Below are 25778 nucleotides of genomic sequence, written 5' to 3' on the forward strand. Positions count from 1 at the left end.
CTACGGCCGCCGTCACTCGCGGCTGGTCAGCCGGGGCGGCCGGGAGCGGCGGGAAGGGTGAACCAGACCGCCTTGCCGTGCGCGGTGGGGCGGTGCCCGCAGGCGGAGCTGAGCGTACGGATGAGCAGCAGCCCGCGCCCGTGCTCCTGCCAGGGGTCGGGGGACCGGTCGGCCACCGTCCGGTCCAGATTGCCGGGCGGGGACGGGTCGCCGTCGTGCACCTCGACCTGGCAGCCGGTCGCGAGCAGCTCCACCACCAGCTCGATCGGCTCGTCCGGGCCGGTGTGCTCCACGGCGTTCGCGACGAGCTCGGCCGTCAGCAGCTCCGCCGTGTCGCTGTCCGCGGGCGCCTCGATGTCCGCGAGTGCGGTGCGTATCAGGGCGCGGGCTATCGGCACGGCGGCCGCCGTGTGCGGCAGCGCGATGCGCCAACAAGCGGGCCCGGCGGATTCGAGCAAGGCAGGATGCCCCTTTCGGGGAGTAAGAGGTCGCGCTTTCAACGATACGAAAGTGTCATGCGATACGCGTAGAGCCGCTCGGCCGCGAGGGGTGGGACCTCCGCCACACCGGAGCAGGACTTTCGCTGCGGTGCGCATCGGATATCGCGCACTCGTGACGGCAGTCACGGACAGGTGATAACTTCGCAGGGCAGGCATCGGCCCCCAGGTTGAAGGAGGGCGCAGCCCATGAGCCCCTTTCCCAGCTCAGCGTCCCGCACGGAACAGTGGCACCATCTGCGGCTGACCGTCGATGACGGAGTCGCCACCGTCACGCTTGCCCGGCCCGAGAAACTCAACGCGCTGACCTTCGGTGCGTACGCCGATCTGCGCGATCTCCTGGCCGAGCTGGCCCGTGAGCGCACGGTACGCGCACTGGTACTGGGTGGAGAAGGCCGGGGTTTTTGCTCGGGCGGCGACGTCGACGAGATCATCGGCGCCACCCTCGCCATGGACACCGCGCAGCTCCTCGACTTCAACCGGATGACCGGGCAGGTCGTACGGGCTCTGCGCGAATGCCCCTTCCCGGTGATCGCGGCCGTGCACGGGGTGGCCGCGGGCGCGGGAGCCGTGCTCGCCCTCGCCGCCGACTTCCGGATCGCCGACCCGTCGGCCCGTTTCGCCTTCCTCTTCACCAAGGTCGGTCTGTCGGGCGGCGACATGGGAGCGGCGTATCTGCTGCCCCGCGTCATCGGGCTCGGGCACGCGACCCGGCTGCTGATGCTCGGCGACGCGGTGCGCGCGCCCGAGGCGGAGCGGATCGGCCTGATCAGCGAAATGGTGGACGAGGGGCAGGCGGACCTGCGCGCGGCCGAGCTGGCACGGCGCCTCGCGGACGGCCCGGCTCTGGCGTACGCGCAGACCAAGGCGCTGCTCACCGCGGAGCTCGACATGCCGCTCGCCGCCGCGGTCGAAATGGACGCCGCGACGCAGGCGCTGCTGATGAACGGCGAGGACTACGCCGAATTCCACGCGGCGTTCACCGAGAAGCGACCGCCGAAGTGGCAGGGGCGCTAGCGATGCCGGGCCGTACGGCAGCGGACGGGGCCGGGGCGGGCGCCGGTGGCGGCCCTGCGGCGGGGCGCACAGCAGTGAGCGGCGATGCGGCTGCGACCGGCCGCACAGCGATGGCCGGGGACCCTGCGGCAACGGGGCATGGGCCTGTGGCGACGGGCTCTGGGCCCGCGACGAGCGCCGCGAGCGCGGGCGCGAGCGCGGGCGCGGACGGTCGTGTCATGCGAATCGCCGTGGTCGGTGGCGGGCCCGGCGGGCTGTACGCGGCAGCCCTCCTCAAGCGGCTCGACCCCGCCCGCTCCGTCACCGTCTGGGAGCGGGGCGGCCCCGACGACACCTTCGGCTTCGGCGTTGTCCTGTCCGACGAGACCCTCGGCGGCATCCAGCACGCCGACCCGGTCGTCTACCGGGCGCTGCAGGCCGAGTTCGTGCGCTGGGACGACATAGACGTCGTCCACCGCGGCCACCGGCTGACCTCCGGCGGCCACGGCTTCGCCGCCCTCGGGCGCCGCCGGCTCCTTGAGATCCTGTACGAGCGCTGCCGCTCGCTCGGCGTCGACCTGCGCTTCCGCGAGGAGGCGCCGCCCGCCGCCGAGCTCTCCACGGCGTACGACCTGGTGATCGCCGCGGACGGCGTGCACAGCCTCACCCGGGCGGCGCACGCCGACGTCTTCGCGCCCCGCATCACCACCCACCGCTGCCGCTACATCTGGCTCGCCGCCGACTTCGCCTTCGACGCCTTCCGCTTCGAGATCGCCGAGACCGAACACGGCGTGATGCAGCTGCACGGCTACCCGTATGCGAAGGACGCCTCCACCGTCATCGTCGAGATGCGCGAGGAGGTCTGGCGGGCGGCCGGACTCGACCGGTGCGACGAGGCCGAATCCACCGAGCGGTGCGCCAAGATCTTCACCGACGCGCTCGGTGGCCGGCCACTGCGCGGCAACAAGTCCGCGTGGATACCCTTCCGCACTGTCGTCAACGACCGCTGGTCGCACGGCAATACGGTGCTCATCGGCGATGCCGCGCACACCGCGCACTTCTCCATCGGCTCCGGCACCAAACTCGCCGTCGAGGACGCCCTCGCCCTGGCCGCCTGCATCGAGGAGCAGCCCGATCGGGCGGCGGCCCTCGCCGCGTACGAGACCGAGCGGCGCCCCGTCGTCGAGTCCACGCAGCGCGCGGCAGCCGCCAGCCTGCGCTGGTTCGAGGAGGTGGGCACGTATCTCGACCAGCCCCCGCGCCAGTTCGCCTTCAATCTGCTCACCCGCAGCCGCCGTGTCACCCACGACAATCTGCGGCTGCGCGACGCCGGTTTCACCCGGGACGTGGAGGCCGGCTTCGGCTGCCCCCCGGACACCCCGCCGATGTTCACCCCCTTCCGGCTGCGCGGTCTGACCCTGCGCAACCGGGTCGTCGTCTCACCCATGGACATGTACAAGGCGGTGGACGGCGTCCCCGGCGACTTCCACCTCGTCCACCTCGGCTCGCGCGCCCTCGGGGGAGCGGGCCTGGTCATGACCGAGATGGTGTGCGTCAGCCCCGAGGGCCGCATCACCCCCGGCTGCACCGGCCTTTACACCCCCGAACAGGCCGCATCCTGGCGCCGGATCACCGACTTCGTGCACCAGCAGTCGCCCGGCACCGCGATCGGCGTCCAGCTCGGCCACGCGGGCCGCAAGGGCTCGACACGGCTGATGTGGGACGGCATCGACCAGCCCCTGCCGGAAGGCAACTGGCCCCTGTCCGCGGCCTCCCCGCTCCCGTACCGCGCGGGCGTCAACCAGGTCCCGCATGAGCTCGACCGGGCCGGACTCACCGACATCCGCGAGCAGTTCGCCTCGGCGGCCTGGCGCGCCGCACGCTGCGGATTCGATCTCCTTGAACTCCACTGCGCGCACGGCTACCTGCTGTCCGGCTTTCTGTCCCCACTCACCAATCAACGCACCGACGCCTACGGCGGTTCCCTCGACCGCCGGCTGCGGTTCCCCCTCGAAATCTTCGACGTGGTGCGCGGCATCTGGCCCGACGACCAGCCGATGACGGTCCGGATCTCCGCCACGGACTGGGCGCGGGGCGGCACCACGGCCGAGGACGCGGTCGAGATCGCCCGCGCTTTCACCGCGCACGGGGCCGACGCCATCGACGTCTCCACCGGCCAGGTCGTCTCCGACGAGGCGCCCGAGTACGGCCGTTCGTACCAGACCCCGTTCGCGGACCGCATCCGTAACGAGCTGGGTGTCCCCGTCCTCACGGTCGGCGCGATCTCCTCGTGGGACGACGTCAATTCCCTGCTGCTCGCCGGCCGCGCGGACCTGTGCGCGCTGGCCCGCCCGCACCTGTACGACCCGCACTGGACGCTGCACGCGGCGGCCGAGCAGGACTACACCGGCCCCGGCGCGCCATGGCCCCTCCCGTACCGGGCGGGCAGCCGCAAACCCCCGACGGGCCGCACGGACGGGCCGAAGCCGCGGCTCAGCCTGACGTGAGGTGAGAGCGGGCCGGGGGAGCGGGGTGGCGCTCAGGGCAGTACGGCGATGCCGTCCAGCTCCACCAGCGCCTGCTCGTCCCACAGCCTGGCCGCCCCGATGACGGCCATCGCCGGATAGTCACGGCCCGCCAACCGCCGCCAGATGCGGCCCAGTTCGGCGGCGTTGGCCCGGTAGTCGGCGACATCGGTGGCGTAGACGGTGACCCTGGCCAGGTCGGCGGGCGCGCCCCCGGCGGCGTGCAGGGCCGTCAGAAGATTGGCGAGGGCCGTCTCGAACTGCTCGGGGAGCCCGGCGCCGACCACCTTGCCGTCCCCGTCCAGAGCGGTCTGCCCAGCCAGGAACACCAGCCGGGAGCCGGTGGCGGTGACCGCGTGGGAGAACCCGGTCGGCGGGGAGAGCTCGGCCGGATTGATGCGGTGCAGGGTCATCGGTACAGCTCCTTGGCGATGATCGTGCGCTGGACCTCGGTGGCGCCTTCGTAGATGCGGGGAGCGCGTACCTCGCGGTAGAGGTGCTCCAGGAGGTGGCCGCGCTCCAGGGCGCGGGCCCCGTGCAGTTGGACCGCGGCGTCCACCACGTACTGGGCGGTCTCGGTGGCGAACAGCTTGGCCATGGCGGCGCGCCGGGGGACGCCGGGCGCGCCCGCGTCGTAGGCCGAGGCGGCGGCGTACACCAGGAGCCGCGCGGCCTCCGTGCGGGTGGCCATCTCGGCGACCTGGTGGGCGACGGACTGGAGGTCCTTCAGGGGGCCCCCGAAAGCCGTGCGCCGGGCCGTGTGGTCGATGGTCGCGTCGAGTGCGGCCTGGGCCATGCCGACGGCGAAGGCGCCGACGCTGGGGCGGAAGAGGTTGAGCGTGTCCATGGCGACGCGGAACCCCCGGTCCACCTCGCCGATCACATCCGCGGGGGTGACGGGGACCGCGTCGAAGGTCAGGGCGCCAATGGGGTGCGGCGAGAGCATGTCGAGCGAGGTCCCGGTCAGCCCCGGCCGGTCGGCGGGGACGAGGAACGCGGTGACACCGCGGGCTCCGGCGCCCTCGGTCGTACGCGCGAACACGGTGTAGAAATCGGCGTACGGCGCGTTGGAAATCCAGCATTTCTCACCGGACAGGCGCCACCCGTCCCCCTCCGGTACGGTCATGAGCGAGAGGGCTGCGGCGTCGGAACCGGCGCCGGGCTCGCTCAGCGCGAAGGCGGCGACCGCCCGGCCCGCGATCACTTCGGGCAGCCAGCGCGCACGCTGCTCCGCGGTGCCGAACCGGGCGACGGGAGAGGCTCCGAGCCCTTGCAGGGCAAGGGCTGTCTCGGCCTCGGTGCAGGAGCGGGCGAGCGACTCACGCATCAGGCAGAGGTCGAGGGCACCGGAGGTGAACAGTCGCTCCAGGAGCCCCGACGCACCCAGTGCCTCGACCAGAGGACGGTTGATCCGGCCCGGTTCCCCCTTCTCGGCGAGGGGGCGCAGCCGGTCGGTGGCCAGCGCGCGCAGCTCCTCGCACCACCCCTGCTGTTCAGGTTCGAGCGCGAATCCCGGCATAGAGCGGCACCCCACTTTTATCGCGGACCGTTGACTGTCGTCACCCAAACGATACGCTCCAGAGGCGACAAGGGGGCGATCCCGTCATGGAGCTGAATACCTCAGCGCACATCGATACCTTTCCGCGCGACCAACTGCCGCCCACCGACCAGTGGCCGGAACTCGTCTTCGACGCACCGGATCCACCCGGTGACGCACCCGGCCCGCCCTACCCGGACCGGCTCAACTGCGGGGCCGAGCTGCTCGACCGCACCGTCGAGCGCTTCGGCGCCGAGCGGCCCGTCTTCCGGACGGCCGGCGGTGAGGTGTGGACATACGGCGAGCTCCACGACCGGGTCGACCGGATCGCCCACGTCCTGACCGACGAACTCGGCGTCGTACCCGGCAACCGCGTCCTGCTGCGCGGCCCCACCACGCCCTGGCTGGCCGCCTGCTGGCTCGCGGTGATGAAGGCGGGCGCCGTGGCCGTGACGGTGCTCGCGCAGCAGCGACCGGCCGAGCTGGCGACGATGTGCGAGATCGCCCGGGTCGGCCACGCCCTGTGCGACGTGCGGTCCGTCGACGACCTGGTGAAGGCGGAGGTGCCCGGGCTGCGCATCACGGCGTACGGCGGAGACGCGCCCGACGATCTGGTACGGCTGGCGGCCGTCAAACCCGCGCGGTACACCGCCGTCGAGACGTCCGCCGACGATGTCGCGCTGATCGCCTTCACCTCGGGGACGACCGGGCGGCCCAAGGGGTGCATGCACTTCCACCGGGACGTGCTGGCCATCGCCGACACCTTCTCGCGCCATGTGCTCAAGCCGGAGCCCGACGACATCTTCACGGGCAGCCCACCGCTCGGCTTCACCTTCGGCCTCGGCGGGCTGGTGATCTTCCCGATGCGAGCGGGCGCCTCCGCGCTGCTGCTCGAACAGGCGGGCCCCAAGCAGTTGCTGCCCGCACTCGACCGGCACCGGGTCTCGGTCCTGTTCACCGCGCCCACCGCGTACCGGGCGATGCTGGACGACATCGGCTCGTACGATCTGAGCGCCCTGCGCCGCTGCGTCTCGGCCGGCGAGAACCTGCCCGCCGCGACCTGGCAGGCCTGGTACGAGCGCACCGGGGTGCGCATCATCAACGGCATCGGCGCGACCGAGCTGCTGCACATCTTCATCTCGGCGGCGGACGAGGCGATCAGGCCGGGTACGACGGGGGTCGCCGTACCGGGGTGGCGCGCGCGCGTGGTGGACGCCGCCGGTCGGCCGGTTGCCGACGGTGAGCCGGGGCTGCTGGCGGTGCGCGGACCCGTGGGCTGCCGCTACCTCGCGGACGAGCGCCAGCGCGAGTACGTCAAGGACGGCTGGAACCTCACCGGCGACACCTATGTGCGCGACCCCGACGGCTACTTCCGCTATGTCGCCCGCGCGGACGACATGATCATTTCCGCCGGGTACAACATCGCGGGCCCGGAGGTCGAGGACGCGCTGCTGCGCCACCCCGATGTGGTGGAGGCCGCGGTCGTCGCACGGGCCGACGAACGGCGCGGCCAGGTCGTCGTCGCGTACGCCGTACTGCGCGAAGGCGTCTCGCGCGGCGAGGGCACGGCAGCCCTGCTGCGCGACTTCGCCAAGGCCGAGCTCGCGCCGTACAAATGCCCGCGCGAGATCGTCTTCCTGGACGCCCTCCCGCGCACCCCGACCGGCAAGCTCCAGCGCTTCCGGCTCCGGGCCGTAGAGTGATCGCGTGGCCGACCAGCACACTCCCCGCTCCCTGATCGTCACCCTTTACGGTGCGTACGGCCGCTCCCCGGGCGGGGGCGGCGAGCCGATGCCCGTGGCCTCGCTCATCCGGCTGCTGGCCGCGGTCGGCGTCGACGCGCCGTCCGTGCGCTCATCGGTCTCGCGCCTCAAGCGCCGGGGCCTGCTCGTGGCCGCGCGCACGACGCGGGGAGCGGCCGGCTACACGCTGTCCGACGATGCCCGCCAGCTCCTGGACGACGGGGACCGCCGCATCTACGAGCACCCGAAGCCCCGGCTGTCCGACGGCTGGGTGCTCGCCGTCTTCTCGGTCCCGGAGGCCGAGCGCAGCAAGCGCCACCTGCTGCGCTCCCGCCTGGCCCGCCTCGGTTTCGGCACGGCCGCACCGGGCGTGTGGATCGCCCCCGCGCGGCTGTACGAGGAGACGCGCCACACCCTGGAGCGGCTGCAACTGGCGCCCTACGTCGACCTGTTCCGCGGGGACCATCTCGGGTTCGCCGCGACGGCGGAGGCGGTGGCGCGCTGGTGGGACCTGCCAGCCATCGCGAAGCAGCACGAGGAGTTCCTGGACCGGCACGAGCCGGTGCTGCGGGCCTGGACGAAGGTGGGTGGCGCGTCCCCGTCCCGGCGCACGTCCCCGTCCATGTCCGCGTCCGCGTCCGAGTCCGCGCCTGTGCCTATGCCTGTGCCCGTGCGCGTATCCGCGGAGGACGCGTACCGGGACTATCTGCCGGCCCTGGACTCCTGGCGCCGCCTGCCGTACGCGGACCCGGGCCTGCCCGCGGAACTCCTGCCCAAGGACTGGCCGGGCGCCCGGTCGGCGGAGGTTTTCGCCGCGCTGCACGCGCGACTGCGGGACGCGGGGGCGGAGTTCGTGCGGGGCGAGGATACGGAATGGGTGCGGGGTGAGGGAGCGGAGTCGGTACGGGGCGAGGGATGAGCCGGGGCGACATTCGGGGCCGCGCTTGGTTGGGGGAGGGGCCCGCTCCGGGTGGGAGCGGGCCCGCTCTGGGTGGGAGGGGCCTCCTCTGGGTGGGGAAGGGGTCCTCGCCCGAGTCCCGAGTGGGGAAGGGGCCGGCTTCCGAGTCCCGAGTAGGGACGGGGCCCCCTTCGACCTTTCCCCGACGCCCGCTACTTCTTGCCTGCCGCCACCTTGCCGAAGGTCAGACCCGTGCCTGCCAGGTCCGCCCTGATGCCTTCGCTCTCCACCGTGATGTCCCGCAGTCGGAGATCGCCGGGCGTCTTCGGCAGCCGGAAGGACAGCGAGAGCTGTTCGGAGAGTTCCGGCGGCCGCAGGCTCAGCAGCGCCGCGACCAGCTTGGGATCGATGCCGACCTTCTTCAGCAGCCAGGGGTTTTCCATGACCACATCGACGAGGTTGACCTTCATCAGCTGTTCGACGAAGCGCGGTGAGCCGGTGAGCCTGCTCAGCTCCTTCTCGCTGCGCAACGCCTGATCGACCCGCGCCTTGGGCACACCGAGCCGGTCCACGACCGCCGGCACTGCCAGCATCGCCTTGATGCGCGCGCCCTCGCGGCTGATCCGTTCGGCGGCCTCGGGATGCAGTCGCAGGCCCGAGGACTTGGGGTCCTTGCCCGGCCGGTAGATCACGAGCCCGGGAATATCGAGCTGCATGTGGTCGACCGTGGTGGAGACCGCCTGGTCGCCCTCGCGCCGTACATGGGCCTCGGCTTCGATGCGCACCTCGTGCCCCGCGACGGGCAGCGAACCGTCCACCCGGACCCGGTTGGCGCCGTCCTTGGTGAACTTGGCCTGCGAGGAACCGAGTTCACGGTTCAGGTCGTCGAAGGACAGCAGTACGTCGCCGTCCACGCTGCCGATGACCGCGCCCTCGATCGAGGTCGGGAGGCTGCCGACGATGCTGATGTCCTTGGCGGTGGCCCGTACTTCCGCGAGTGAGACCCGGTTGGCGGCCACGTCGGGGACCGCGACGTCGACCTTGTCCAGTCGCTGGTCCAGGACCTGGGTGAGGAAGGGGAAGCCGTGGATGTTGACATCGGGCGCGGTCGCGAGCCCGAGTGACTCCTGGAGCTTGTCCTCGGCCTTGCCCTGCGCGTACATCACGGCGAACCGGTCGGAGAGCAGCAGGAATGAGACGCAGACCAGCCCGGTGAGGACCAGCTTGAGCGCGACGGGGACAGCCGCGAGACGGCTCTTGCCGCGGTGGTTGGGCGGTGCCCAGTCCTCGTCCTTGTCGTCCGGGGCGAGCCCCAGGCCGAGCGGGTCGTCGTGGCTGCTGCCGTCGCTCCTGGGGTGTTCGCTGCCGAGTTCCTGGTGGTCGTCGGTGGGGTCCGGCTCCGGTGGGGCCAGTTGTGCGAGCTCGTCGTAGGGGTTGGGCGGGTGTCCGGCTATGCGTGTGGGGGGTCGCATCGGCTCATCCCACCATGCGTGCCTCCCTCGAACGCAAACTCGATCGGCATTACCTCCGGTTTTGGTCAGATTCATGCCCCGTAAACGGCCTGTTCACGCTCCCGTATCGTGGCCTCGGCCGATCAGCTCTCGTTCGCGTCCACAGGGTCTTCGGCGACGCTTCCGGCCCAACCTCCTGGTGGAGGGCCCGGCTTCACCGGGCTGGGTGGGGCGCGGGATGCGCGTCGGCTCGGCGGTGCTGCGCATCGAGGCCAACTGCCCACGCTGCGTGCTGCTTTCCCAGCCCCAGCACGGGCTGCCCGCCCTCAGGCCTCGACGCGCGGTGGCTCGGCGGCCAGGGTGCCGCCCACCTTCTGTCTGCGCGTGAACATGACTACCGCGACCAGCGCGGCCAGTGCGGCGGCGACCACCGTGGTCGTCGGTACGCCCAGGGCGTTCGCGGTGGAGCCCGCGGCCAGCGGAGCCACCGCGAGGCCGCCGGTGTACGCCAGGTTGTAGATGGCGTACGCGGCGCCGTAGGCGGCGGGCCGGGTGTGCTCGGCGAGCGCGCCGATCAGTACCAGGGTGGGCGCGAGGACGAATTGGGCGCCGAAGCCGACCACGACCAGACCGGTGACCGACCAGACCGTGGAGTCGCGCCCCGAGAGCAGGAACCCGATGGCGGTGACGGCGGCCCCGATGCCCGCGACCCGCGATGCCCCCGTGCGGTCGGTGAGCAGCCCCGCGATCGGAGCGGCGAGGCTGCCGCCCAGCGCCGCCGCGGCGAAGGCGAGGCCGATGCCGGTGGTGCCGAGGCCGAGGCCGTCCAGGTGCAGCGGGAGCACCGGTTCGGGAAAGGCGATGGCCGCGGCGCCGGTCGCGGTGAGCGCGACCAGCAGCCCGATGCGGGGTCCACGCAGGATCACGCGGTAGGGGGTCCGTACGTCGAGGGTCGCCGTTCCCTTGATCAGCACGATGCGCGCGACGGCGTCGGCCGCGGCCAGCACCGCGATGACCAGGAACGGCGCGTGCCGGCCGAACGCGTCGCTGAGGAGGCCGCTCACGGCGGGGCCCAGCAGGATGCCCGCGCCGACGGCGGACAGAGCAAGGCCCATGACACGGCCGCGCCGTTCGGGCTCATGGGTGGCGGCGATCAGCGCGAGCCCCGAGGTCCAGGACGCGGCGGCTGCGATGCCCTGGGCGGCCCGTGCGAGCAGCAGCAGGGTCAGTCCGGTCGCGCCCGCGACATCGATCGAGGCGGCGAACAGCACGGTCGCCGCGGCGAGCCCCACGAGGCCGGCCAGCATGGGGGCGCGGGGACCTGAGCGGTCCACCCAGACGCCGATGAAGGGCGTCGCGCCGAGCAGAGCCACGGCGTAGACGGCGAAGAGGGCTCCCGCGATGAACGGTGAGCCGTGAACGGCCGGGAGGCCGGGCAGCAGCGGCACGATGCTGCCGTAGAGGAACATGTCGACGCCGAGCGCGATCGCCGTGACAGCGACGGCCGCGCCGGGCCTGGTGGCAGTGACTGTTTGTATCATGGCAGTGCTCCTCGAAGCAGAAGAGCGACACCCCGGGCATCGCTCGGGGGAAGAAGGTCCGGATCGGTGGCGGCGAGCAGCGCGGTCCCGCAGAGCCAGGCGAGGACGCCCGCCGCGGCGCCGTGCGGGTCGGCGGCGCGCGCACGGCCGTTGCCGCCCCGCTCCTCGGCGAGGAAGGCTTCGAGCCGCTGCTGCCAGTCGATGAGGCCGTACGCCTTGCTGGCCCGCCCGTCGGAGATGCCCTCGGGCTGGTCGGAACCGTAGGAGGCGTTGAGCGTGATCGTGAGCAGCGCCCGGAAGTGCTTGTCCTCGCGCAGCCGGCGCAGCCAGGTGATGAGGAAATCGCGCAGCCGGTCCTCGACCGGCGCGTCGGAGTCGAGCACGGCCCAGACCGGCGCGGTGACGGAATCCCAGGAATCAGCGATGACAGCCGCGTACAGAGCGGTCTTGTCGGTGAAATGGTGGTAGACCGCGCCACGTGTCAGTCCCGCGCGCTGGGCGATGTCCGCCAGTTTCGTCGAAGCCACCCCGTGCTCGGCGAATTGGAACAGGGCGGCTTCCAACAGGGCTGCACGGGTCTGGGCGGCTTCCTCGGCGGTTCGGCGCATATTTCCTACATGCATGCACGTATGAAAGCAATCCCCGATCACGCGCATCCGCCCGTACGCGTACACGCACCCGGCGAGCGCCAGGTCGGACAGCAGCATCAAGCCGATCGAGTACGAGCCCTTCGCGCTGTAGATCGCGCCCATCACCAGCGGAGGCACGCACGAGCGCCGGGCGGCCCCGGGTCCGAGAGCCGGCCGCCGCCCCTACGCGAGCCGCATCCCTCCAGCTAGATGTCCCGGAAGATCTCGATCTGCGCCCCGATCGAGTTGAGGCGCTCGGCCAGGTCCTCGTAACCACGGTTGATGACATACACGTTGCGCAGTACGGAGGTGCCTTCCGCCGCCATCATCGCGAGCAGCACGACCACGGCTGGCCGCAGCGCGGGCGGGCACATCATCTCGGCGGCGCGCCAGCGCGTCGGGCCCTCGACCAGGACGCGGTGCGGATCGAGCAGCTGGAGGCGTGCGCCGAGACGGTTGAGGTCCGTCAGATAGATGGCGCGGTTGTCGTATACCCAGTCGTGGATGAGGGTCTTGCCCTGGGCGACGGCCGCGATGGCCGCGAAGAACGGCACATTGTCGATGTTGAGCCCGGGGAACGGCATCGGGTGGATCTTGTCGATCGGCGCCTCCAGCTTGGAAGGCCGGACGGTGAGATCCACCAGGCGCGTACGGCCGTTGTCGGCGGTGTACTCGGTGGAGCGGTCGTGGTCGAGGCCCATCTCCTCCAGCACTGCGAGCTCGATCTCCAGGAACTCGATCGGCACCCGACGGATGGTCAGCTCCGACTCCGTCACCACGGCTGCCGCGAGCAGGCTCATCGCCTCGACCGGGTCCTCGGAGGGTGAGTAGTCCACGTCCACGTCGATGTTCGGCACGCCGTGCACGGTCAGGGTGGTCGTCCCGACGCCGTCGACCTGTACGCCGAGCGCCTCCAGGAAGAAGCACAGGTCCTGGACCATGTAGTTCGACGACGCGTTGCGGATCACGGTCGTGCCGTCGTAACGGGAGGCCGCGAGCAGGGCGTTCTCGGTCACCGTGTCACCGCGCTCGGTCAGCACGATCGGGCGGTCCGGCCCCGTCGAACGCTCCACCACCGCGTGGTAGATGCCCTCGGTCGCGGTGATCTCCAGGCCGAAGCGGCGCAGCGCGATCATGTGCGGCTCGATGGTCCGGGTGCCGAGGTCGCAGCCGCCCGCGTACGGCAGCGTGAAACGGTCCATCCGGTGCAGCAGCGGACCGAGGAACATGATGATGCTCCGAGTCCTGCGCGCCGCCTCCTCGTCGATGGCCGCCATGTCGAGATGGGCGGGCGGGACGATCTCCAGATCCTTCCCGTCGTTGATCCAGCGCGCCCGGACACCGATGGAGCTCAGCACCTCCAGGAGGCGGTAGACCTCCTCGATGCGCGCCACCCGGCGAAGCACCGTGCGCCCCTTGTTGAGCAACGAGGCGCAGAGCAGCGCCACGCAGGCGTTCTTGCTCGTCTTGACGTCGATGGAGCCCGAGAGGCGCCGTCCGCCCACCACACGCAGATGCATGGGCCCCGAGTACCCCAGTGAGACGATTTCACTGTCGAGCGCCTCGCCGATACGCGCGATCATCTCAAGGCTGATGTTCTGGTTGCCGCGTTCGATGCGGTTCACGGCGCTCTGGCTGGTGCCGAGAGCATCGGCGAGCTGGGTCTGTGTCCAGCCCCGGTGCTGACGGGCGTCACGGATGAGCTTGCCGATGCGTACGAGGTAGTCGTCTGCCATGGGGGCAGGTTATCTCAGATATGAGATGACGCCTCCTTGTGGTGGGCCACCGGGGTGACGGGGAGAATGTTCCGGTTGTACCGGAAAAGGTTGGCGGGGTCGAGAGCTGTTTTGAGCGCAGCCAGCCGACGGTAGGTCTCCTCGCTGTACCCGGTGCGGGTCTGCGCCTCGGTCGCCCGTTCCCCGTCGCCGTACAGGAAGGGCAGCGAGCTGCCGGTGGCCGCGCCCGCGAGCGCCTCCGTGACCAGGTCGTGCACCTCCCTGGCCGCCTCGGTGGCGCCCGGACCCTCCAGCATCGAGACGACCCGCAGGATGTACCGCGCCTCGCGGTTGCCGACCGCGCTCGCCCCGGCCGGCTCGCGCGACAGCGCGCCGCCGAGCTGCCGCAGATCCACCACGTGCATCAACGGCGCGCCGGGACCGGTCAGTTCGAGCACGGCGCGCAGCGCGGCCGGATCGAGCGCACGCACCATGGTGTTGTTGCCGCTGTACGCGTGCGGGAACGGCGGGTCCTGATAGATCGACGCGCCTTCGCTGTACGGGAGTTCCCGCAGGTCGTCGATCAGCCGGGGCCCGACCGCCCGCAGCGGCGCCACCAGCCGCTCGCCGTCGTCCGGCGTCCCGTTGAACGCGATCCGCACATGCGCGACGTACCGGCCGCGGAGCGGCCCGGGCAGCTGCGGAAGGTCCGGGTAGGGGATCAGGCCGACCGAGGACGTAACCTCGTCGGGTGCGGTCGCGGTCCAGTCGGCGTACGCACGCAGTACGTCATCGGCCCGGCCGCCGTCGAAGTACATCCCGCCGCCGTACACCGAGCCGACCGGCACCAGACCCACGGCGATCCCGGTCACCACCCCGAAGTTGTGCCCCGCCCCACGTAGCGCCCACAGCAGCTCGGGATCGCCCGCCGCGTCGACCTGCCTCAACCGCCCGTCCGCCGTGACGATTTCGGCGCAGCGCAGTTGATCGGCGGCGTACCCGAACTGCCTGGCCAGCAGCCCGATCCCGCCGCCCAGGGTGTACGAGACGGCGCCCACGCCCGGCGCCGATCCGCTCAACGGCGCCAGCCCGTACGGCGCCGCCGCCTCGACCACCTGCTCCCAGCGCGCCCCCGCCCCGATCCAGGCAGTCCGCGCCCCGGCATCGATCCGGACCCCGTCCATCCGGCGGGTACTGATCAGCACCCCGCCGTCCGCCGCCACCGAGAGCCCGTGCCCGGTGGCCTGCACGGCGACGGGAAGCCCGTACGCCGCCGCGAACCGCACGGCCGCCCGCACGTCCTCGGCCGACTCCGCCCCGACGACCACGGCGGGCCGATGCCGGTACGCCGTCTGGAACCCGGCCCGTTCCTCGTCGAATCCGCCGTCGCCCGGCACCAGGACGGGGCCGCGCGTGCGGTCGTTCAGGGCCTTGACCTCATGGGCCGGGAGGTGCGTCGTGCTCGTCACGGAGTTCGTCATGGCGGAGATCGTTCCGCAATAACCTGACACCTGCCGTCAGGTTTTTCCCCGGGCCGTGGCCGGGCCGTAGATTGCCCTCATGGTGGGGACAAAGATCAAGAAAACCAAGGGGCCGACGAAGTCTGAACCGGGGGGTCTCGCGCGTTCGTCCATGGTCATGGCCCTGGGCACGGTGGTGTCCAGGGCAACGGGCCTGATCAGGCAGGTGCTTCAGGCCGGCGCGCTCGGCACCGGGCTGCTCGCCAGCACGTACAACACCGCGAACACCGTGCCGACGAGCCTGTACACGCTGCTGATCGGCGGCGCGCTCAATGCGGTCCTGGTGCCGCAGCTCGTACGGGCCAGAGTGGAGCAGCCGGACGGCGGCCGGGCGTACGAACAACGCCTGGTGACCCTCGTGCTGTGTGTACTCGCGGTCGGCACCGCGCTCGCGGTGTGGGCTGCTCCGCAGATCGTCGGCATCTACATGCCCGAAACCCCGGACAACCACGAGGCGTTCGAGCTGACCGTGATCTTCGCCCGCTTCCTGCTGCCACAGATCTTCTTCTACGGCATGTTCGGCATGCTGGGCCAAGTCCTCAACGCCCGGCAGAAGTTCGGCGCGATGATGTGGACGCCGATCCTGAACAACGTCGTCCTGATCGCGATGTTCGGCGCGTATCTGGGCCTGATGACCGTCCCGAGCCGCGTCGAGGACATCACCGGCACCCAGGTGCAGTTGCTCGGCCTCGGCACCACCTTGGGCATCGCGCTCCAGGCCGTCGCCCTCGTCCCCTTCGTCCGCGCCGCGGGCTTCCGCTTCCGGCCGCGCTTCGACTGGCGCGGCGCCGGCCTGCGCAAGAGCGTCCAGGCCGCGCGCTGGACCCTGCTGTTCGTGCTGGCCAACCAGGTGGCCCTGGCCGTCGTCACCAACTACGCCAACGCCGCCGACCTGGCCCTGCCGCACGCCGGCGCGGGCTACTCGGCGTACACCTACGCACAGGTCATCTGGCTGCTGCCGCAGTCCATCGTCACCGTCTCGCTGGTCACCGCGCTGCTGCCGCGGATGAGCCGCGCGGCGGCCGAGCACCGCATCGCCGACCTGCGCGGCGACCTCTCCCGGGCGGTACGGGTCAGCGGTGTCGTCATCGTCCCCGCCGCCTTCTTCTTCCTCGCCTTCGGCCCGCAGCTCGCGAACCTGCTCTTCGCCCACGGCACCGCGACCGCGGCCTCGGTCGAGCCGCTGGGCCAGATGCTCCAGGCCTTCGGCCTCGGGCTGATCCCGTTCTCCGCGCAGTACCTGCTCCTGCGCGGCTTCTACGCCTTCGAGGACACCCGCACCCCGTTCTGGGTGGCCGCCGCGGCGGCCGGCGTGAACATCGCCCTGGCCACCGCCTGTCACCTGCTGCTGCCCGCCCGTTGGGCGGTCACCGGCATGGCCGCCGGTTACACGCTCTCCTGCACGGCCGGCCTGCTCCTCACCGTCCTGCTGCTGCGCCGCCGCCTCGACGGGCGCATGGACGGCCGCGAGATTTCCCGTACGTACGGGAAGCTCACGGCGGCCGCGACGCTCGCCGCACTGCTCGGCTGGGCCACGGCCCGCGCGATCGGCTCGTGGGCGGCGCCTGGCACCTGGACGATGGGCCTGATGCTGGTGGCGGGTGGGGTCGTCATGATCGCGGTCTTCCTCCTGCTGGCCCGCCTGCTGCGCGTGACCGAGCTGCGGAGTCTGCCCGGTCTGCGCTGAGGGCGCCCCGGCGCTCGCGGCGGGGCTGCGTTGATGCGGCGCAATCGGGTGTCCAGAAAATTCGGACAGCGATGTCGAGAATCCGTGGCCGGCTCCGTCCCCGCATTGAACGCGACCACAATGGGTCGCACCAGCTCCGAGGAGAAACACGATGGCCAAGTACCTGCTGCTGAAGCACTACCGCGGCGCCCCGGCTGCGGTCAATGACGTGTCCATGGACAAGTGGACGCCGGAGGAGATCTCGGCGCATGTGCAGTACATGAGCGACTTCGCGACCCGGCTTGAGGGGACCGGCGAGTTCGTCGACGGTCAGGCGCTCGCCCCCGAGGGGACGTTCGTGCGGTACGACGGCGAGGGCCGCCCGCCGGTCACCGACGGCCCGTTCGCCGAGACCAAGGACCTCATCGCCGGCTGGATGGTGATCGACGTCGACAGCTACGAGCGCGCCATCGAGCTGGCCGGGGACCTGTCGGCCGCCCCCGGGGCAGGCGGGAAGCCGATCCACGAGTGGCTTGAGGTGCGCCCGTTCCTGGCCGCGCCGCCCACCATCACGGAGTGACCTCCGAGGTGAACCAGTTCCTGCTCCGGAGCCTCACGCCGAGCGTGCTCGGGATCCTCGTCCGCCGCGGAGCCGACTTCGCGGCGGCCGAGGACGCCGTGCAGGACGCGCTGGTCGAGGCGGTCCGCGTCTGGCCGGCCGACCAGCCACGGGACCCGAAGGGCTGGCTGGTCACCGTGGCCTGGCGCCGGTTCCTCGACGCGACCCGGGCGGACGCCGCCCGCCGCCGGCGTGAGAACCTCGTCGACGAGGAGCCGGCGCCCGGGCTCGCACCAGCGGTGGACGACACGCTCCAGCTCTACTTCCTGTGCGCCCACCCGTCACTGACGCCGTCGTCCGCGGTCGCGCTCACGCTGCGCGCCGTCGGCGGGCTGACCACCCGCCAGATCGCCCAGGCCTACCTGGTGCCCGAGGCGACCATGGCGCAGGGGGTACCCCCTGCTCGAAGAGCTTGGGGGAGCATCAGCCGGGCCAAGCGCACCGTCTCCGGCGTGCGGTTCGACCAGCCCGGCGACGTCGCCACCGTGCTGCGCGTCCTCTACTTGGTCTTCAACGAGGGCTACTCCGGCGACGTCGACCTAGCCGCCGAGGCCATCCGGCTCACCCGGCAGCTCGCGACCGCGATCGACCACCCCGAGGTGGCGGGGCTGCTTGCCCTCATGCTGCTCCACCACGCCCGGCGCGCCGCCCGGACCACGCCCGACGGCAGCCTGGTGCCGCTCGCCGAGCAGGACCGCGGCCGGTGGGACACCGAGTCGATCACCGAGGGCGTCGAGATCCTGCAGGCGGCGCTCGCCCGCGACCGGCTGGGTGAGTTCCAGGCCCAGGCCGCCATCGCGGCACTCCACGCCGACGCGCCCACCGCCGCGGAGACCGACTGGGTGCAGATCGTCGAGTGGTACGACGAGCTCGCGCGCCTGACCGACAGCCCGGTCGTCCGGCTCAACCGCGCGGTGGCCGTCGGCGAGGCCGACGGACCGCGCGCCGGCCTGGCGGCGCTCCTGGCGCTGGACGACTCTTCCCCAAGCTCTCGGCTTCGCTCGAGCAGGGGATACCCCATCCCCCGCCACGCCGCGGTGGCGGCGTACCTCCACGAGCGCGACGGCGACCTGGCGACGGCGGCACGGCTCTACGCCGAGGCGGCCGAAAAGGCACCCAACCTCGCCGAGCGCGACCACCTGACGCGCCAGGCCGCCCGGCTCAACGCCCGCCGGGGTCGCTGACGGGGCGTGCTCGGCCTACGGTGATGCGGTCCAACCGGGTCCGGGCATGACCGATCCGCGGTCATGTACTAGAGTTATCTCGACATCGAGATATCTGCCGAAGGCGTACCGCAGCCGCCGACCGATAAGGGTGACCTTAGTAAGTCTTACCTTAGCGGATGGGCCAGGGGTCACGGCGGCAGGATGCGGTAGAAGGCGCGTAGAAAGCGCACATTGAAGAAGGAGACTGTCGTGTCGGCGAACAGCTTCGACGCCCGCAGCACGCTGCGCGTGGGCGACGAGTCGTACGAGATCTTCAAGCTGGACAAGGTCGAGGGCTCCGCGCGCCTCCCTTACAGCCTGAAGGTTCTGCTGGAGAACCTGCTCCGCACCGAGGACGGCGCGAACATCACCGCCGACCACATTCGGTCGATCGGGAACTGGGACTCGCAGGCTCAGCCCCGTGAGGAGATCCAGTTCACCCCGGCTCGCGTGATCATGCAGGACTTCACGGGCGTCCCCTGCGTGGTGGACCTCGCGACCATGCGTGAGGCCGTGAAGGAGCTCGGCGGCGACCCGGCGAAGATCAACCCGCTGGCCCCGGCCGAGCTGGTCATCGATCACTCCGTCATCGCCGACAAGTTCGGCACGGCCGACGCCTTCCAGCAGAACGTCGAGCTGGAGTACGGCCGCAACAAGGAGCGCTACCAGTTCCTGCGCTGGGGCCAGACCGCCTTCGACGAGTTCAAGGTCGTCCCCCCGGGCACCGGCATCGTCCACCAGGTCAACATCGAGCACCTGGCCCGTACGGTCATGGTCCGCAACGGCCAGGCCTACCCCGACACGCTCGTCGGCACCGACTCGCACACCACCATGGTCAACGGCCTGGGCGTGCTGGGCTGGGGCGTCGGCGGCATCGAGGCCGAGGCCGCGATGCTCGGCCAGCCCGTCTCCATGCTCATCCCGCGCGTCGTCGGCTTCAAGCTGACCGGTGAGCTGCCCGCCGGCACCACTGCCACCGACCTGGTGCTGACCATCACCGAGATGCTGCGCAAGCACGGTGTCGTCGGCAAGTTCGTCGAGTTCTACGGACAGGGCGTCGGCGCGACCTCCCTCGCGAACCGCGCCACCATCGGCAACATGTCGCCGGAGTTCGGCTCCACCGCCGCGATCTTCCCGATCGACGACGAGACGCTGAACTATCTGCGCCTGACCGGCCGCGACGCCCAGCAGGTCGCGCTCGTCGAGGCGTACGCCAAGGCGCAGGGCCTCTGGCTGGACCCGGCCGCCGAGCCCGACTTCTCCGAGAAGCTGGAGCTCGACCTCTCCACGGTCGTCCCGTCCATCGCAGGACCGAAGCGTCCGCAGGACCGTATCGTCCTGGCCAACGCCAAGGAGCAGTTCGCCCGCGACGTACGCAACTACGTCAACGACGACGAGGAGGCGGGCAAGGAGTCCTTCCCGGCCTCCGACTCCCCGGCCACCAGCAACGGCGTCCCGACCAAGCCGACCCTGGTCACGGCCCCCGACGGTTCGACGTACGAGATCGACCACGGCGCCGTCACCGTCGCCGCGATCACCTCCTGCACCAACACCTCGAACCCGTACGTCATGGTCGCCGCCGCGCTGGTGGCCAAGAAGGCGGTCGAGAAGGGCCTGACCCGCAAGCCGTGGGTCAAGACCACGCTCGCCCCCGGCTCCAAGGTCGTCACGGACTACTTCGACAAGGCCGGGCTCACCCCTTACCTCGACAAAATGGGCTTCAACCTCGTCGGCTACGGCTGCACCACCTGCATCGGCAACTCGGGCCCGCTGCTCGACGAGGTCTCCAAGGCCATCAACGACAACGACCTGGCCGTCACCTCGGTGCTCTCCGGCAACCGCAACTTCGAGGGCCGGATCAACCCCGACGTCAAGATGAACTACCTGGCCTCCCCGCCGCTGGTCGTCGCGTACGCCATCGCCGGCTCCATGAAGGTGGACATCACCACCGAGGCGCTGGGCACCGACACCGAGGGCAACCCGGTCTACCTCAAGGACATCTGGCCCTCCGAGGCCGAGGTCAACGAGGTCGTCGCCGCCTCCATCGGCCAGGAGATGTTCAACGACTCCTACAAGGACGTCTTCGCGGGCGACGCCCAGTGGCAGGCGCTGTCCATCCCGACGGGCGACACCTTCGAGTGGGACGCCGAGTCGACGTACGTCCGCAAGCCCCCGTACTTCGACGGCATGACGATGGAGACGACCCCGGTCGAGGACATCGCCGGTGCGCGCGTGCTCGCCAAGCTGGGCGACTCGGTCACCACCGACCACATCTCCCCGGCCGGTGCGATCAAGGCCGACACCCCGGCCGGCCAGTACCTCACGGAGCACGGCGTCGAGCGCCGCGAGTTCAACAGCTACGGCTCGCGTCGCGGCAACCACGAGGTCATGATCCGCGGCACCTTCGCCAACATCCGCCTGCGCAACCAGATCGCGCCGGGCACCGAGGGCGGCTTCACCCGCGACTTCACCGTCGAGGGCGGCCCCGTGTCGTACATCTACGACGCCTCGCAGAACTACCAGGCCGCCGGCACCCCGCTGGTCATCCTGGCGGGCAAGGAGTACGGCTCGGGCTCGTCCCGCGACTGGGCGGCCAAGGGCACCGCGCTCCTCGGCGTCAAGGCCGTCGTCGCCGAGTCCTACGAGCGCATCCACCGCTCGAACCTGATCGGCATGGGCGTCCTGCCGCTCCAGTACCCGGAGGGCGCCACGGCGCTGTCCCTCGGTCTGACCGGCGAGGAGACCTTCTCGATCACGGGCGTCACCGGCCTCAACGACGGTGGCATCCCGGACACCCTCCATGTGGTGGCGGGTGACGTCGAGTTCGACGCGAAGCTGCGCATCGACACCCCCGGCGAGGCGGACTACTACCGCAACGGCGGCATCCTCCAGTACGTGCTGCGCAGCCTGATCCGCAGCTAGTCGGTACCTGTACTACGCGAGAAGGGTCGCATCCCCGTCACCGGGGATGCGACCCTTCTCGTATGTCTGTCGGAGGCGAACGCCTGCCGGACGTACGCTACTTGGCGAGCAGCTCCACCTCCGCGAGCGTCGCGGTCCCGGTGCTCACCAGCCGGTAGTGCCGGTACGTGCCCGGGGCGTCCACCGTGAACACCCGGGTCTGCTGGTCCCAGCCGAAGGCCTCGCCCGACCGCTTGTCGATCCCGGTCCACTTCGCACCGTCGTCGGAGCCCTCAAGCACCCAGCCCGTGGGGGCCTTTGCGTGCTCCGAGGAGGTGAGGGTGTACTGGACCGCGCGGGTCGCGGACTTGACCGGCAGCTCCACCGACTCGAACTCCGCCTTCGTGGCGGAGGTGTTGTCGAAGAGCGGGCCGGTCGCGCTGATCGCGTCCGACTGCGGGGCGGGCACCTTGTCGTCCTTGGTGATGGAGACCGGCGCGGCGTCCTTGCCGGTGCCCCAGGCGGACGGCTGGGAGCCCATGTCGAACTCCAGCGTGCCGCCGCGTGCCATCAGGTCGTGCGGCAGAGCCGTGGACTTCCAGGACTTGCCGTTGACCTTCAGCCCCTGCACGTAGATGTTCTTCGCGCTGTTCTTCGGAGCCTTGACGACCAGCTTGCGGCCGTTGTCCATACGCACGGTCGTCTTGGTGAACAGGGGGGAGCCGACGGCGTATTCACCACTGCCCATGACCAGCGGGTAGAAGCCGAGCGAGGAGAACAGGTACCAGGCCGACTGCTCGCCGTTGTCCTCGTCGCCGTGGTAGCCCTGGCCGATCTCGCTGCCGGTGTAGAGACGCGAGAGGACCTCGCGGACCTTCTCCTGCGTCTTCCACGGCTGCGCGGCTGCGTTGTACATGTACGTGGCGTGGTGGGCGACCTGGTTGCTGTGCCCGTACATGCCCATCCGTACGTCACGCGCCTCCGTCATCTCATGGATGACGCCGCCGTACGAACCGGCGAAATCGGGGCTCGCCGTCTCGGGGGTGGTGAAGTAGCTGTCGAGCTTCTTGCCGAGGCCCGGGCGGCCGCCGTAAAGGTTCGCCAGACCGCGGGAGTCCTGGGGCGCGGTGAAGGCGTAACCCCAGCCGTTGGTCTCGGTGTAGTCGTAGCCCCACATGCGGGGGTCGAACTTGTCCGACGGGACGCGCCAGTCGCCCTTGAGGTCGCGGCCCTGGAAGAAGCCCGCCTTGTCGTCGAAGAGCTTGACGTACTCCTGGGCGCGGTTGCGGAAGTAGTCCGCCTCCGCCTTGTAGCGCTGCTTCTTGGTCTTCTTGTACAGCGCCTCCGCCATCTTGGAGATGCCGAAGTCGTTGTTGTAGCCCTCCAGCGACCAGGAGAGACCCTCATGGGTCTCGGTGGAGGCGTACCCGGTGAAGGGGGAGGTCTCCATGCCCTTGCGGCCGACACCCGAGGCGGGCGGCACCACGGTGGCGTTCTTCAGCGCCGCTTCGTACGCCGCCTCGGCGTCGAATTTCACGCCCTTGACGTAGGCGTCCGCGAAGGCGACGTCCGAGCTGGTGCCCGTCATCAGGTCCGCGTAGCCGGGCGAGGACCAGCGGGAGATCCAGCCGCCGTCCTTGTACTGCTGGACGAAGCCGTCGACCAGCTTGCCGGCCTTCTTCGGGGTGAAGAAGGAGTACGCCGGCCACGTCGTCCGGTAGGTGTCCCAGAAGCCGTTGTTGACGTATACCTCACCGTCGACGATCTTCGCGCCGGTGTGGGTGGGGGTGTCGGGCCCGGTCTGCTTGGAGAACGGACTCGCGTACTGCTGCTTGGGACGGGACGTGGTGCCGGTGTTCTCGAAGCCGGAGTTCGGGTACAGGTACAGCCGGTAGAGGCTGGAGTAGAGGGTCGTCAGCTGGTCGCGGTTCGCGCCCTCGACCTCGACCCGGCCCAGGATGTCGTCCCAGGCGTCCTGCGCCCGGTCCTTTATCCGCTCGAAGCGGGAGCCTGCCGGGATCTCGTCGGCGAGGTTCTTCTTCGCCTGGTCCAGGCTGATGAGCGAGGTGGCCAGGCGCAGGTTCACGGTGCGGTCGGCGCCGGCGTCGAAGCGCAGGTAGCCGGTCACGTCGCTTCCGCCGCCACCGCTGAGCTTGCCGCCCTGGGTGACCGGCGCGTCGAAGACGCCGTACACGAAGAGCCGGGTGGCTCCGGTGGACAGGCCGCTCTTGACGTCGGAGAAGCCGGTGAAGGAGCGGGTCTGCGGGTCGAGGGTCAGACCGCCGGCGTTCGACACATTGTCGAAGATCATGCTTGCGTCGTCACCCGGGTAGGTGAACCGCATCATCGCCGCGTGGTCCGTCGGGGTCATCTCGGCCTTCAGGCCGTTCTCGAAGGTGACGCCGTAGTGGTGCGGCTTTGCGCTTTCCTTCTCGTGCCGGAAGGGCAGCGCGCGCTTGGTACGGGCAGCGTCCGGGGTGCCCGCCACGGCCGACGGCATCATTTGGAAGGTCTGCCGGTCGCCCATCCAGGGGCTCGGCTCGTGGCTCGCGCTGAACGCCTGCATCGTCGGCAGGTTGTCCGCGTTGTTGCCGCGCGCGTAGTCGTAGAGCCAGCTGGTGGATCCGGCGTTGGTCACCGGCGTCCAGAAGTTGAAGCCATGGGGGACCGCGGTGGCCGGAATGTTGTTGCCGCGCGAGAAGGAACTGCTCGAATTGGTGCCGCGGGTGGTCGACGCGTAGTCCGAGAGATGCGCCAGGCGCTTCTCGGGTGCCTTGGGGGCGATGGTGACGTCGTCGATCCAGCCGCTGAACTTCGCCGGGCCCTTGGGGGAGTCGTACGCCACCAGCACCCGGTCGACGGTTTTACCCGCCGCGACCGAGCCGATCCGCGACTCCTTGTGGTTCCACTGGTTGACGTACAGCGTCTTGGAGGCTCCCTGACCCTGCGGCGAGACCACGGCTCCGTGCTGGTCGAGGGCGCGGAGGTCACTCAGATAGGTGCCGTCGGTGAAGGCCAGGTCCACCGACACATTGGTCGCCGGATAGTTGAGGTCGGTCTCCGGGAGGGAGGGGAAGACCCGGTACGACAGCTCGGTGTCCTTGGTGACGCGCGTATTGACGTCGAAGACCTTGTTGTACGAGAACGCACGGCCGTCCGGCTTGTGCGTACCCGCGTAGCGCAGCGCCCGCTTGCCCGTGAAGCCCGCGCCGGCCTTGGCGGTGGGGGAGCCCGAGGGGCCGCGGTCGACCTGGCTGCGCATGTCCTCGGGGACGGGGGTGCTGGTGTCACCGTTCGAGAATTGAACGTCCGCGAGCTGAGTGGCGTCCGAGGCACCGTTGTTCTTGCTGATCTCAAGACGGTAGTGCGCGTACGCCTGGGTGCTCTCGAAGTCGAAGGTCTTCGTCTGGTGGCGCTTCTCGAAGGCCTGCCCCTCGCGGGAGTCCAGGGACGTCCACTCCTTGCCGTCGGCGGAGCCCTTGAGAACCCAGTCCCTGGGGTCGCGCTCGGCGTGGTCATTGGCCGATGTGAGGGCGTATGTGACCAGCTTGGCCGGTTCGTCCAGGTCGAACTCGAGCCAGGCGGTGGACTGGAAGGCGAGCCATTTGGTGGAGGGCTGGACGTCGACGAGGTTTTCCTTGGTCTCGCCGCCGCCCGCGTTCTCGCTGCTGGCCCGGACCTCGACGACCCGGTCGGTCACATTGCCCGGGATTCCGGCGCCGAAGCCGCCATCGACTCCGGATGTGCGCTTCGTCCCGTCAGATCCGACTTCGACGGTGTTGCGCCAATCGGGCTGCGGCTCGTCCTCCTCGAAGGAGGAGCTGAACGACCGCGGAGCGGGCGCGGGTTGCGAGGGCTGGGCGACGGCCACGGAAGGGGCCGTCACGGCGAGAAGTGAGGCGGCCGTTACGAGAGCGGCTGCCGTGTGGCCTTGTCTGGAGCGAGGTCTGCGTGGCATCCCGGGCTGTTCCTCCCCTTGGACAACGTTGTCATAGGTGGTGCGCAGCACCTAGTAGGGAGCCAAGTGGTCGACAGTGTCAAGGGTGTTGTAAGTGTCGGGTGAGACAAAGAGGGCGCGCCGGGTTGCGCGGAGCGATGCGGGCGGCTACGTGCGCGTTCCCCAGATATCCGCGAGGTCTCAAATCGGGAAAGACTGCTGCCCAAACTTGCTTTCGATCTTGCTCAGTTGGCGGGAAGTGGACTATACCTGTCGGCGTCTGCACCACATTTTCTGGCCGCGGACCAGGGGGCGGGAAACGGTGGGGGAGCCTTGATTGTCGGCTGCCGCGTGCCGTGCCCGTATCTTCTGTAACCCAGTACGACCCAGCGTCATTTG

18 protein-coding genes and 1 pseudogene are annotated in these 25778 nt (G+C 70.3%); 9 read left to right on the top strand and 10 right to left on the bottom strand.

What is annotated here, in order from left to right; all coding sequences use genetic code 11:
- Window positions 1–26 precede the first annotated feature (26 nt).
- Complete coding sequence (locus ABCR94_RS18345) at window positions 27–458, bottom strand: ATP-binding protein (protein WP_347120421.1); 432 nt, start codon at window positions 456–458, stop codon at window positions 27–29.
- A 228-nt stretch (window positions 459–686) separates the two neighbouring features.
- On the opposite strand from ABCR94_RS18345, the gene ABCR94_RS18350 reads away from it, so the two are divergent.
- Both ABCR94_RS18350 and ABCR94_RS18355 read left to right on the top strand, forming a co-directional pair.
- On the top strand, window positions 687–1514 hold the full coding sequence (locus ABCR94_RS18350) for an enoyl-CoA hydratase family protein (protein WP_347120422.1): 828 nt from the start codon (window positions 687–689) through the stop codon (window positions 1512–1514).
- A gap of 218 nt (window positions 1515–1732) precedes the next feature.
- Complete coding sequence (locus ABCR94_RS18355; protein WP_347120424.1) at window positions 1733–4000, top strand: bifunctional salicylyl-CoA 5-hydroxylase/oxidoreductase; 2268 nt, start codon at window positions 1733–1735, stop codon at window positions 3998–4000.
- 32 nt (window positions 4001–4032) lie between these two features.
- Here ABCR94_RS18355 and ABCR94_RS18360 read toward each other — a convergent pair whose 3' ends face one another.
- Window positions 4033–4431: a RidA family protein gene (locus ABCR94_RS18360; protein WP_347120426.1), complete on the bottom strand. Its 399-nt coding sequence runs from the start codon at window positions 4429–4431 to the stop codon at window positions 4033–4035.
- Window positions 4428–5537: an acyl-CoA dehydrogenase family protein gene (locus ABCR94_RS18365; protein ID WP_347120427.1), complete on the bottom strand. Its 1110-nt coding sequence runs from the start codon at window positions 5535–5537 to the stop codon at window positions 4428–4430. The genes ABCR94_RS18360 and ABCR94_RS18365 overlap by 4 nt, the downstream gene beginning before the upstream one ends.
- 86 nt (window positions 5538–5623) lie before the next feature.
- Between ABCR94_RS18365 and ABCR94_RS18370 the strand changes: the two genes are divergently transcribed.
- Both ABCR94_RS18370 and ABCR94_RS18375 read left to right on the top strand, forming a co-directional pair.
- A complete protein-coding gene (locus ABCR94_RS18370; protein ID WP_347120428.1) occupies window positions 5624–7258 on the top strand; it encodes an AMP-binding protein in 1635 nt (544 codons plus the stop codon).
- Window positions 7259–7262: 4 nt separating this feature from the next.
- Window positions 7263–8216 carry a PaaX family transcriptional regulator gene (locus ABCR94_RS18375; RefSeq protein WP_347120430.1) on the top strand — a complete coding sequence of 318 codons (954 nt, stop codon included), beginning with the start codon at window positions 7263–7265 and terminating at the stop codon, window positions 8214–8216.
- Window positions 8217–8407: 191 nt separating this feature from the next.
- Here ABCR94_RS18375 and ABCR94_RS18380 read toward each other — a convergent pair whose 3' ends face one another.
- Window positions 8408–9667 carry an LmeA family phospholipid-binding protein gene (locus tag ABCR94_RS18380; RefSeq protein WP_347120431.1) on the bottom strand — a complete coding sequence of 420 codons (1260 nt, stop codon included), beginning with the start codon at window positions 9665–9667 and terminating at the stop codon, window positions 8408–8410.
- Window positions 9668–9740: 73 nt separating this feature from the next.
- On the opposite strand from ABCR94_RS18380, the gene ABCR94_RS39135 reads away from it, so the two are divergent.
- Window positions 9741–10034 (top strand): MOSC domain-containing protein, encoded by a 294-nt coding sequence (locus ABCR94_RS39135; RefSeq protein ID WP_521977243.1) that lies wholly within the window; start codon window positions 9741–9743, stop codon window positions 10032–10034.
- Here ABCR94_RS39135 and ABCR94_RS18385 read toward each other — a convergent pair.
- The 5 genes and pseudogenes from ABCR94_RS18385 to ABCR94_RS18405 all read right to left on the bottom strand — a co-directional run bounded on the left by ABCR94_RS18385 (window position 9973) and on the right by ABCR94_RS18405 (window position 15012).
- Window positions 9973–11187, bottom strand: a complete 1215-nt coding sequence (locus tag ABCR94_RS18385; protein ID WP_347120433.1) for an MFS transporter — start codon at window positions 11185–11187, stop codon at window positions 9973–9975. The two genes, ABCR94_RS39135 and ABCR94_RS18385, sit on opposite strands and share 62 nt — an antisense overlap.
- The gene (locus tag ABCR94_RS18390) at window positions 11184–11843 is read right to left on the bottom strand and encodes a TetR family transcriptional regulator (protein ID WP_347120738.1); all 660 of its coding nucleotides are present in this window, start codon (window positions 11841–11843) and stop codon (window positions 11184–11186) included. Before ABCR94_RS18390 ends, ABCR94_RS18385 begins: the two co-directional genes overlap by 4 nt.
- A pseudogene (locus ABCR94_RS18395) lies at window positions 11832–11954 on the bottom strand (MFS transporter); the annotation flags it as partial. The pseudogene ABCR94_RS18395 and the gene ABCR94_RS18390, both read right to left, overlap by 12 nt.
- A gap of 68 nt (window positions 11955–12022) precedes the next feature.
- On the bottom strand, window positions 12023–13552 hold the full coding sequence (relB, locus tag ABCR94_RS18400; RefSeq protein WP_347120434.1) for a type II toxin-antitoxin system RelB family anti-toxin: 1530 nt from the start codon (window positions 13550–13552) through the stop codon (window positions 12023–12025).
- 14 nt (window positions 13553–13566) lie between these two features.
- Window positions 13567–15012, bottom strand: a complete 1446-nt coding sequence (locus ABCR94_RS18405) for an FAD-binding oxidoreductase (protein WP_347120435.1) — start codon at window positions 15010–15012, stop codon at window positions 13567–13569.
- Between the two features lie 157 nt (window positions 15013–15169).
- On the opposite strand from ABCR94_RS18405, the gene murJ reads away from it, so the two are divergent.
- From murJ to acnA, 4 genes are all read left to right on the top strand, one after another.
- Complete coding sequence (gene murJ, locus ABCR94_RS18410) at window positions 15170–16738, top strand: murein biosynthesis integral membrane protein MurJ (protein WP_521977319.1); 1569 nt, start codon at window positions 15170–15172, stop codon at window positions 16736–16738.
- A gap of 151 nt (window positions 16739–16889) precedes the next feature.
- A complete protein-coding gene (locus tag ABCR94_RS18415) occupies window positions 16890–17297 on the top strand; it encodes a YciI family protein (RefSeq protein WP_347120438.1) in 408 nt (135 codons plus the stop codon).
- An 8-nt stretch (window positions 17298–17305) separates the two neighbouring features.
- Window positions 17306–18520: an RNA polymerase sigma factor gene (locus ABCR94_RS18420; RefSeq protein WP_347120739.1), complete on the top strand. Its 1215-nt coding sequence runs from the start codon at window positions 17306–17308 to the stop codon at window positions 18518–18520.
- A 231-nt stretch (window positions 18521–18751) separates the two neighbouring features.
- A complete protein-coding gene (gene acnA, locus ABCR94_RS18425) occupies window positions 18752–21463 on the top strand; it encodes an aconitate hydratase AcnA (RefSeq protein ID WP_347120439.1) in 2712 nt (903 codons plus the stop codon).
- A gap of 97 nt (window positions 21464–21560) precedes the next feature.
- Here the strand turns inward: acnA and ABCR94_RS18430 are convergent, their stop codons facing one another.
- Window positions 21561–25400, bottom strand: coding sequence for a GH92 family glycosyl hydrolase (locus tag ABCR94_RS18430; RefSeq protein WP_347120441.1), 3840 nt, complete (start codon window positions 25398–25400; stop codon window positions 21561–21563).
- Window positions 25401–25778: the final 378 nt, after the last annotated feature.

It is taken from the genome of Streptomyces changchenzhani (assembly GCF_039766235.1).
In the GTDB taxonomy this organism is placed as follows: domain Bacteria; phylum Actinomycetota; class Actinomycetes; order Streptomycetales; family Streptomycetaceae; genus Streptomyces.

What these genes read in the sequence shown, in the direction of transcription:
- ABCR94_RS18350 (WP_347120422.1), top strand. Translation starts at nt 687, where the DNA reads ATGAGCCCCTTTCCCAGCTCAGCGTCCCGCACGGAACAGTGGCACCAT.
- ABCR94_RS18355 (WP_347120424.1), top strand. Translation starts at nt 1,733, where the DNA reads ATGCGAATCGCCGTGGTCGGTGGCGGGCCCGGCGGGCTGTACGCGGCA.
- ABCR94_RS18360 (WP_347120426.1), bottom strand. Translation starts at nt 4,431, where the DNA reads ATGACCCTGCACCGCATCAATCCGGCCGAGCTCTCCCCGCCGACCGGG.
- ABCR94_RS18365 (WP_347120427.1), bottom strand. Translation starts at nt 5,537, where the DNA reads ATGCCGGGATTCGCGCTCGAACCTGAACAGCAGGGGTGGTGCGAGGAG.
- ABCR94_RS18370 (WP_347120428.1), top strand. Translation starts at nt 5,624, where the DNA reads ATGGAGCTGAATACCTCAGCGCACATCGATACCTTTCCGCGCGACCAA.
- ABCR94_RS18380 (WP_347120431.1), bottom strand. Translation starts at nt 9,667, where the DNA reads ATGCGACCCCCCACACGCATAGCCGGACACCCGCCCAACCCCTACGAC.
- ABCR94_RS39135 (WP_521977243.1), top strand. Translation starts at nt 9,741, where the DNA reads ATGCCCCGTAAACGGCCTGTTCACGCTCCCGTATCGTGGCCTCGGCCG.
- ABCR94_RS18385 (WP_347120433.1), bottom strand. Translation starts at nt 11,187, where the DNA reads ATGATACAAACAGTCACTGCCACCAGGCCCGGCGCGGCCGTCGCTGTC.
- ABCR94_RS18390 (WP_347120738.1), bottom strand. Translation starts at nt 11,843, where the DNA reads ATGCGCGTGATCGGGGATTGCTTTCATACGTGCATGCATGTAGGAAAT.
- relB (WP_347120434.1), bottom strand. Translation starts at nt 13,552, where the DNA reads ATGGCAGACGACTACCTCGTACGCATCGGCAAGCTCATCCGTGACGCC.
- ABCR94_RS18405 (WP_347120435.1), bottom strand. Translation starts at nt 15,012, where the DNA reads ATGACGAACTCCGTGACGAGCACGACGCACCTCCCGGCCCATGAGGTC.
- murJ (WP_521977319.1), top strand. Translation starts at nt 15,170, where the DNA reads ATGGCCCTGGGCACGGTGGTGTCCAGGGCAACGGGCCTGATCAGGCAG.
- ABCR94_RS18415 (WP_347120438.1), top strand. Translation starts at nt 16,890, where the DNA reads ATGGCCAAGTACCTGCTGCTGAAGCACTACCGCGGCGCCCCGGCTGCG.
- ABCR94_RS18430 (WP_347120441.1), bottom strand. Translation starts at nt 25,400, where the DNA reads ATGCCACGCAGACCTCGCTCCAGACAAGGCCACACGGCAGCCGCTCTC.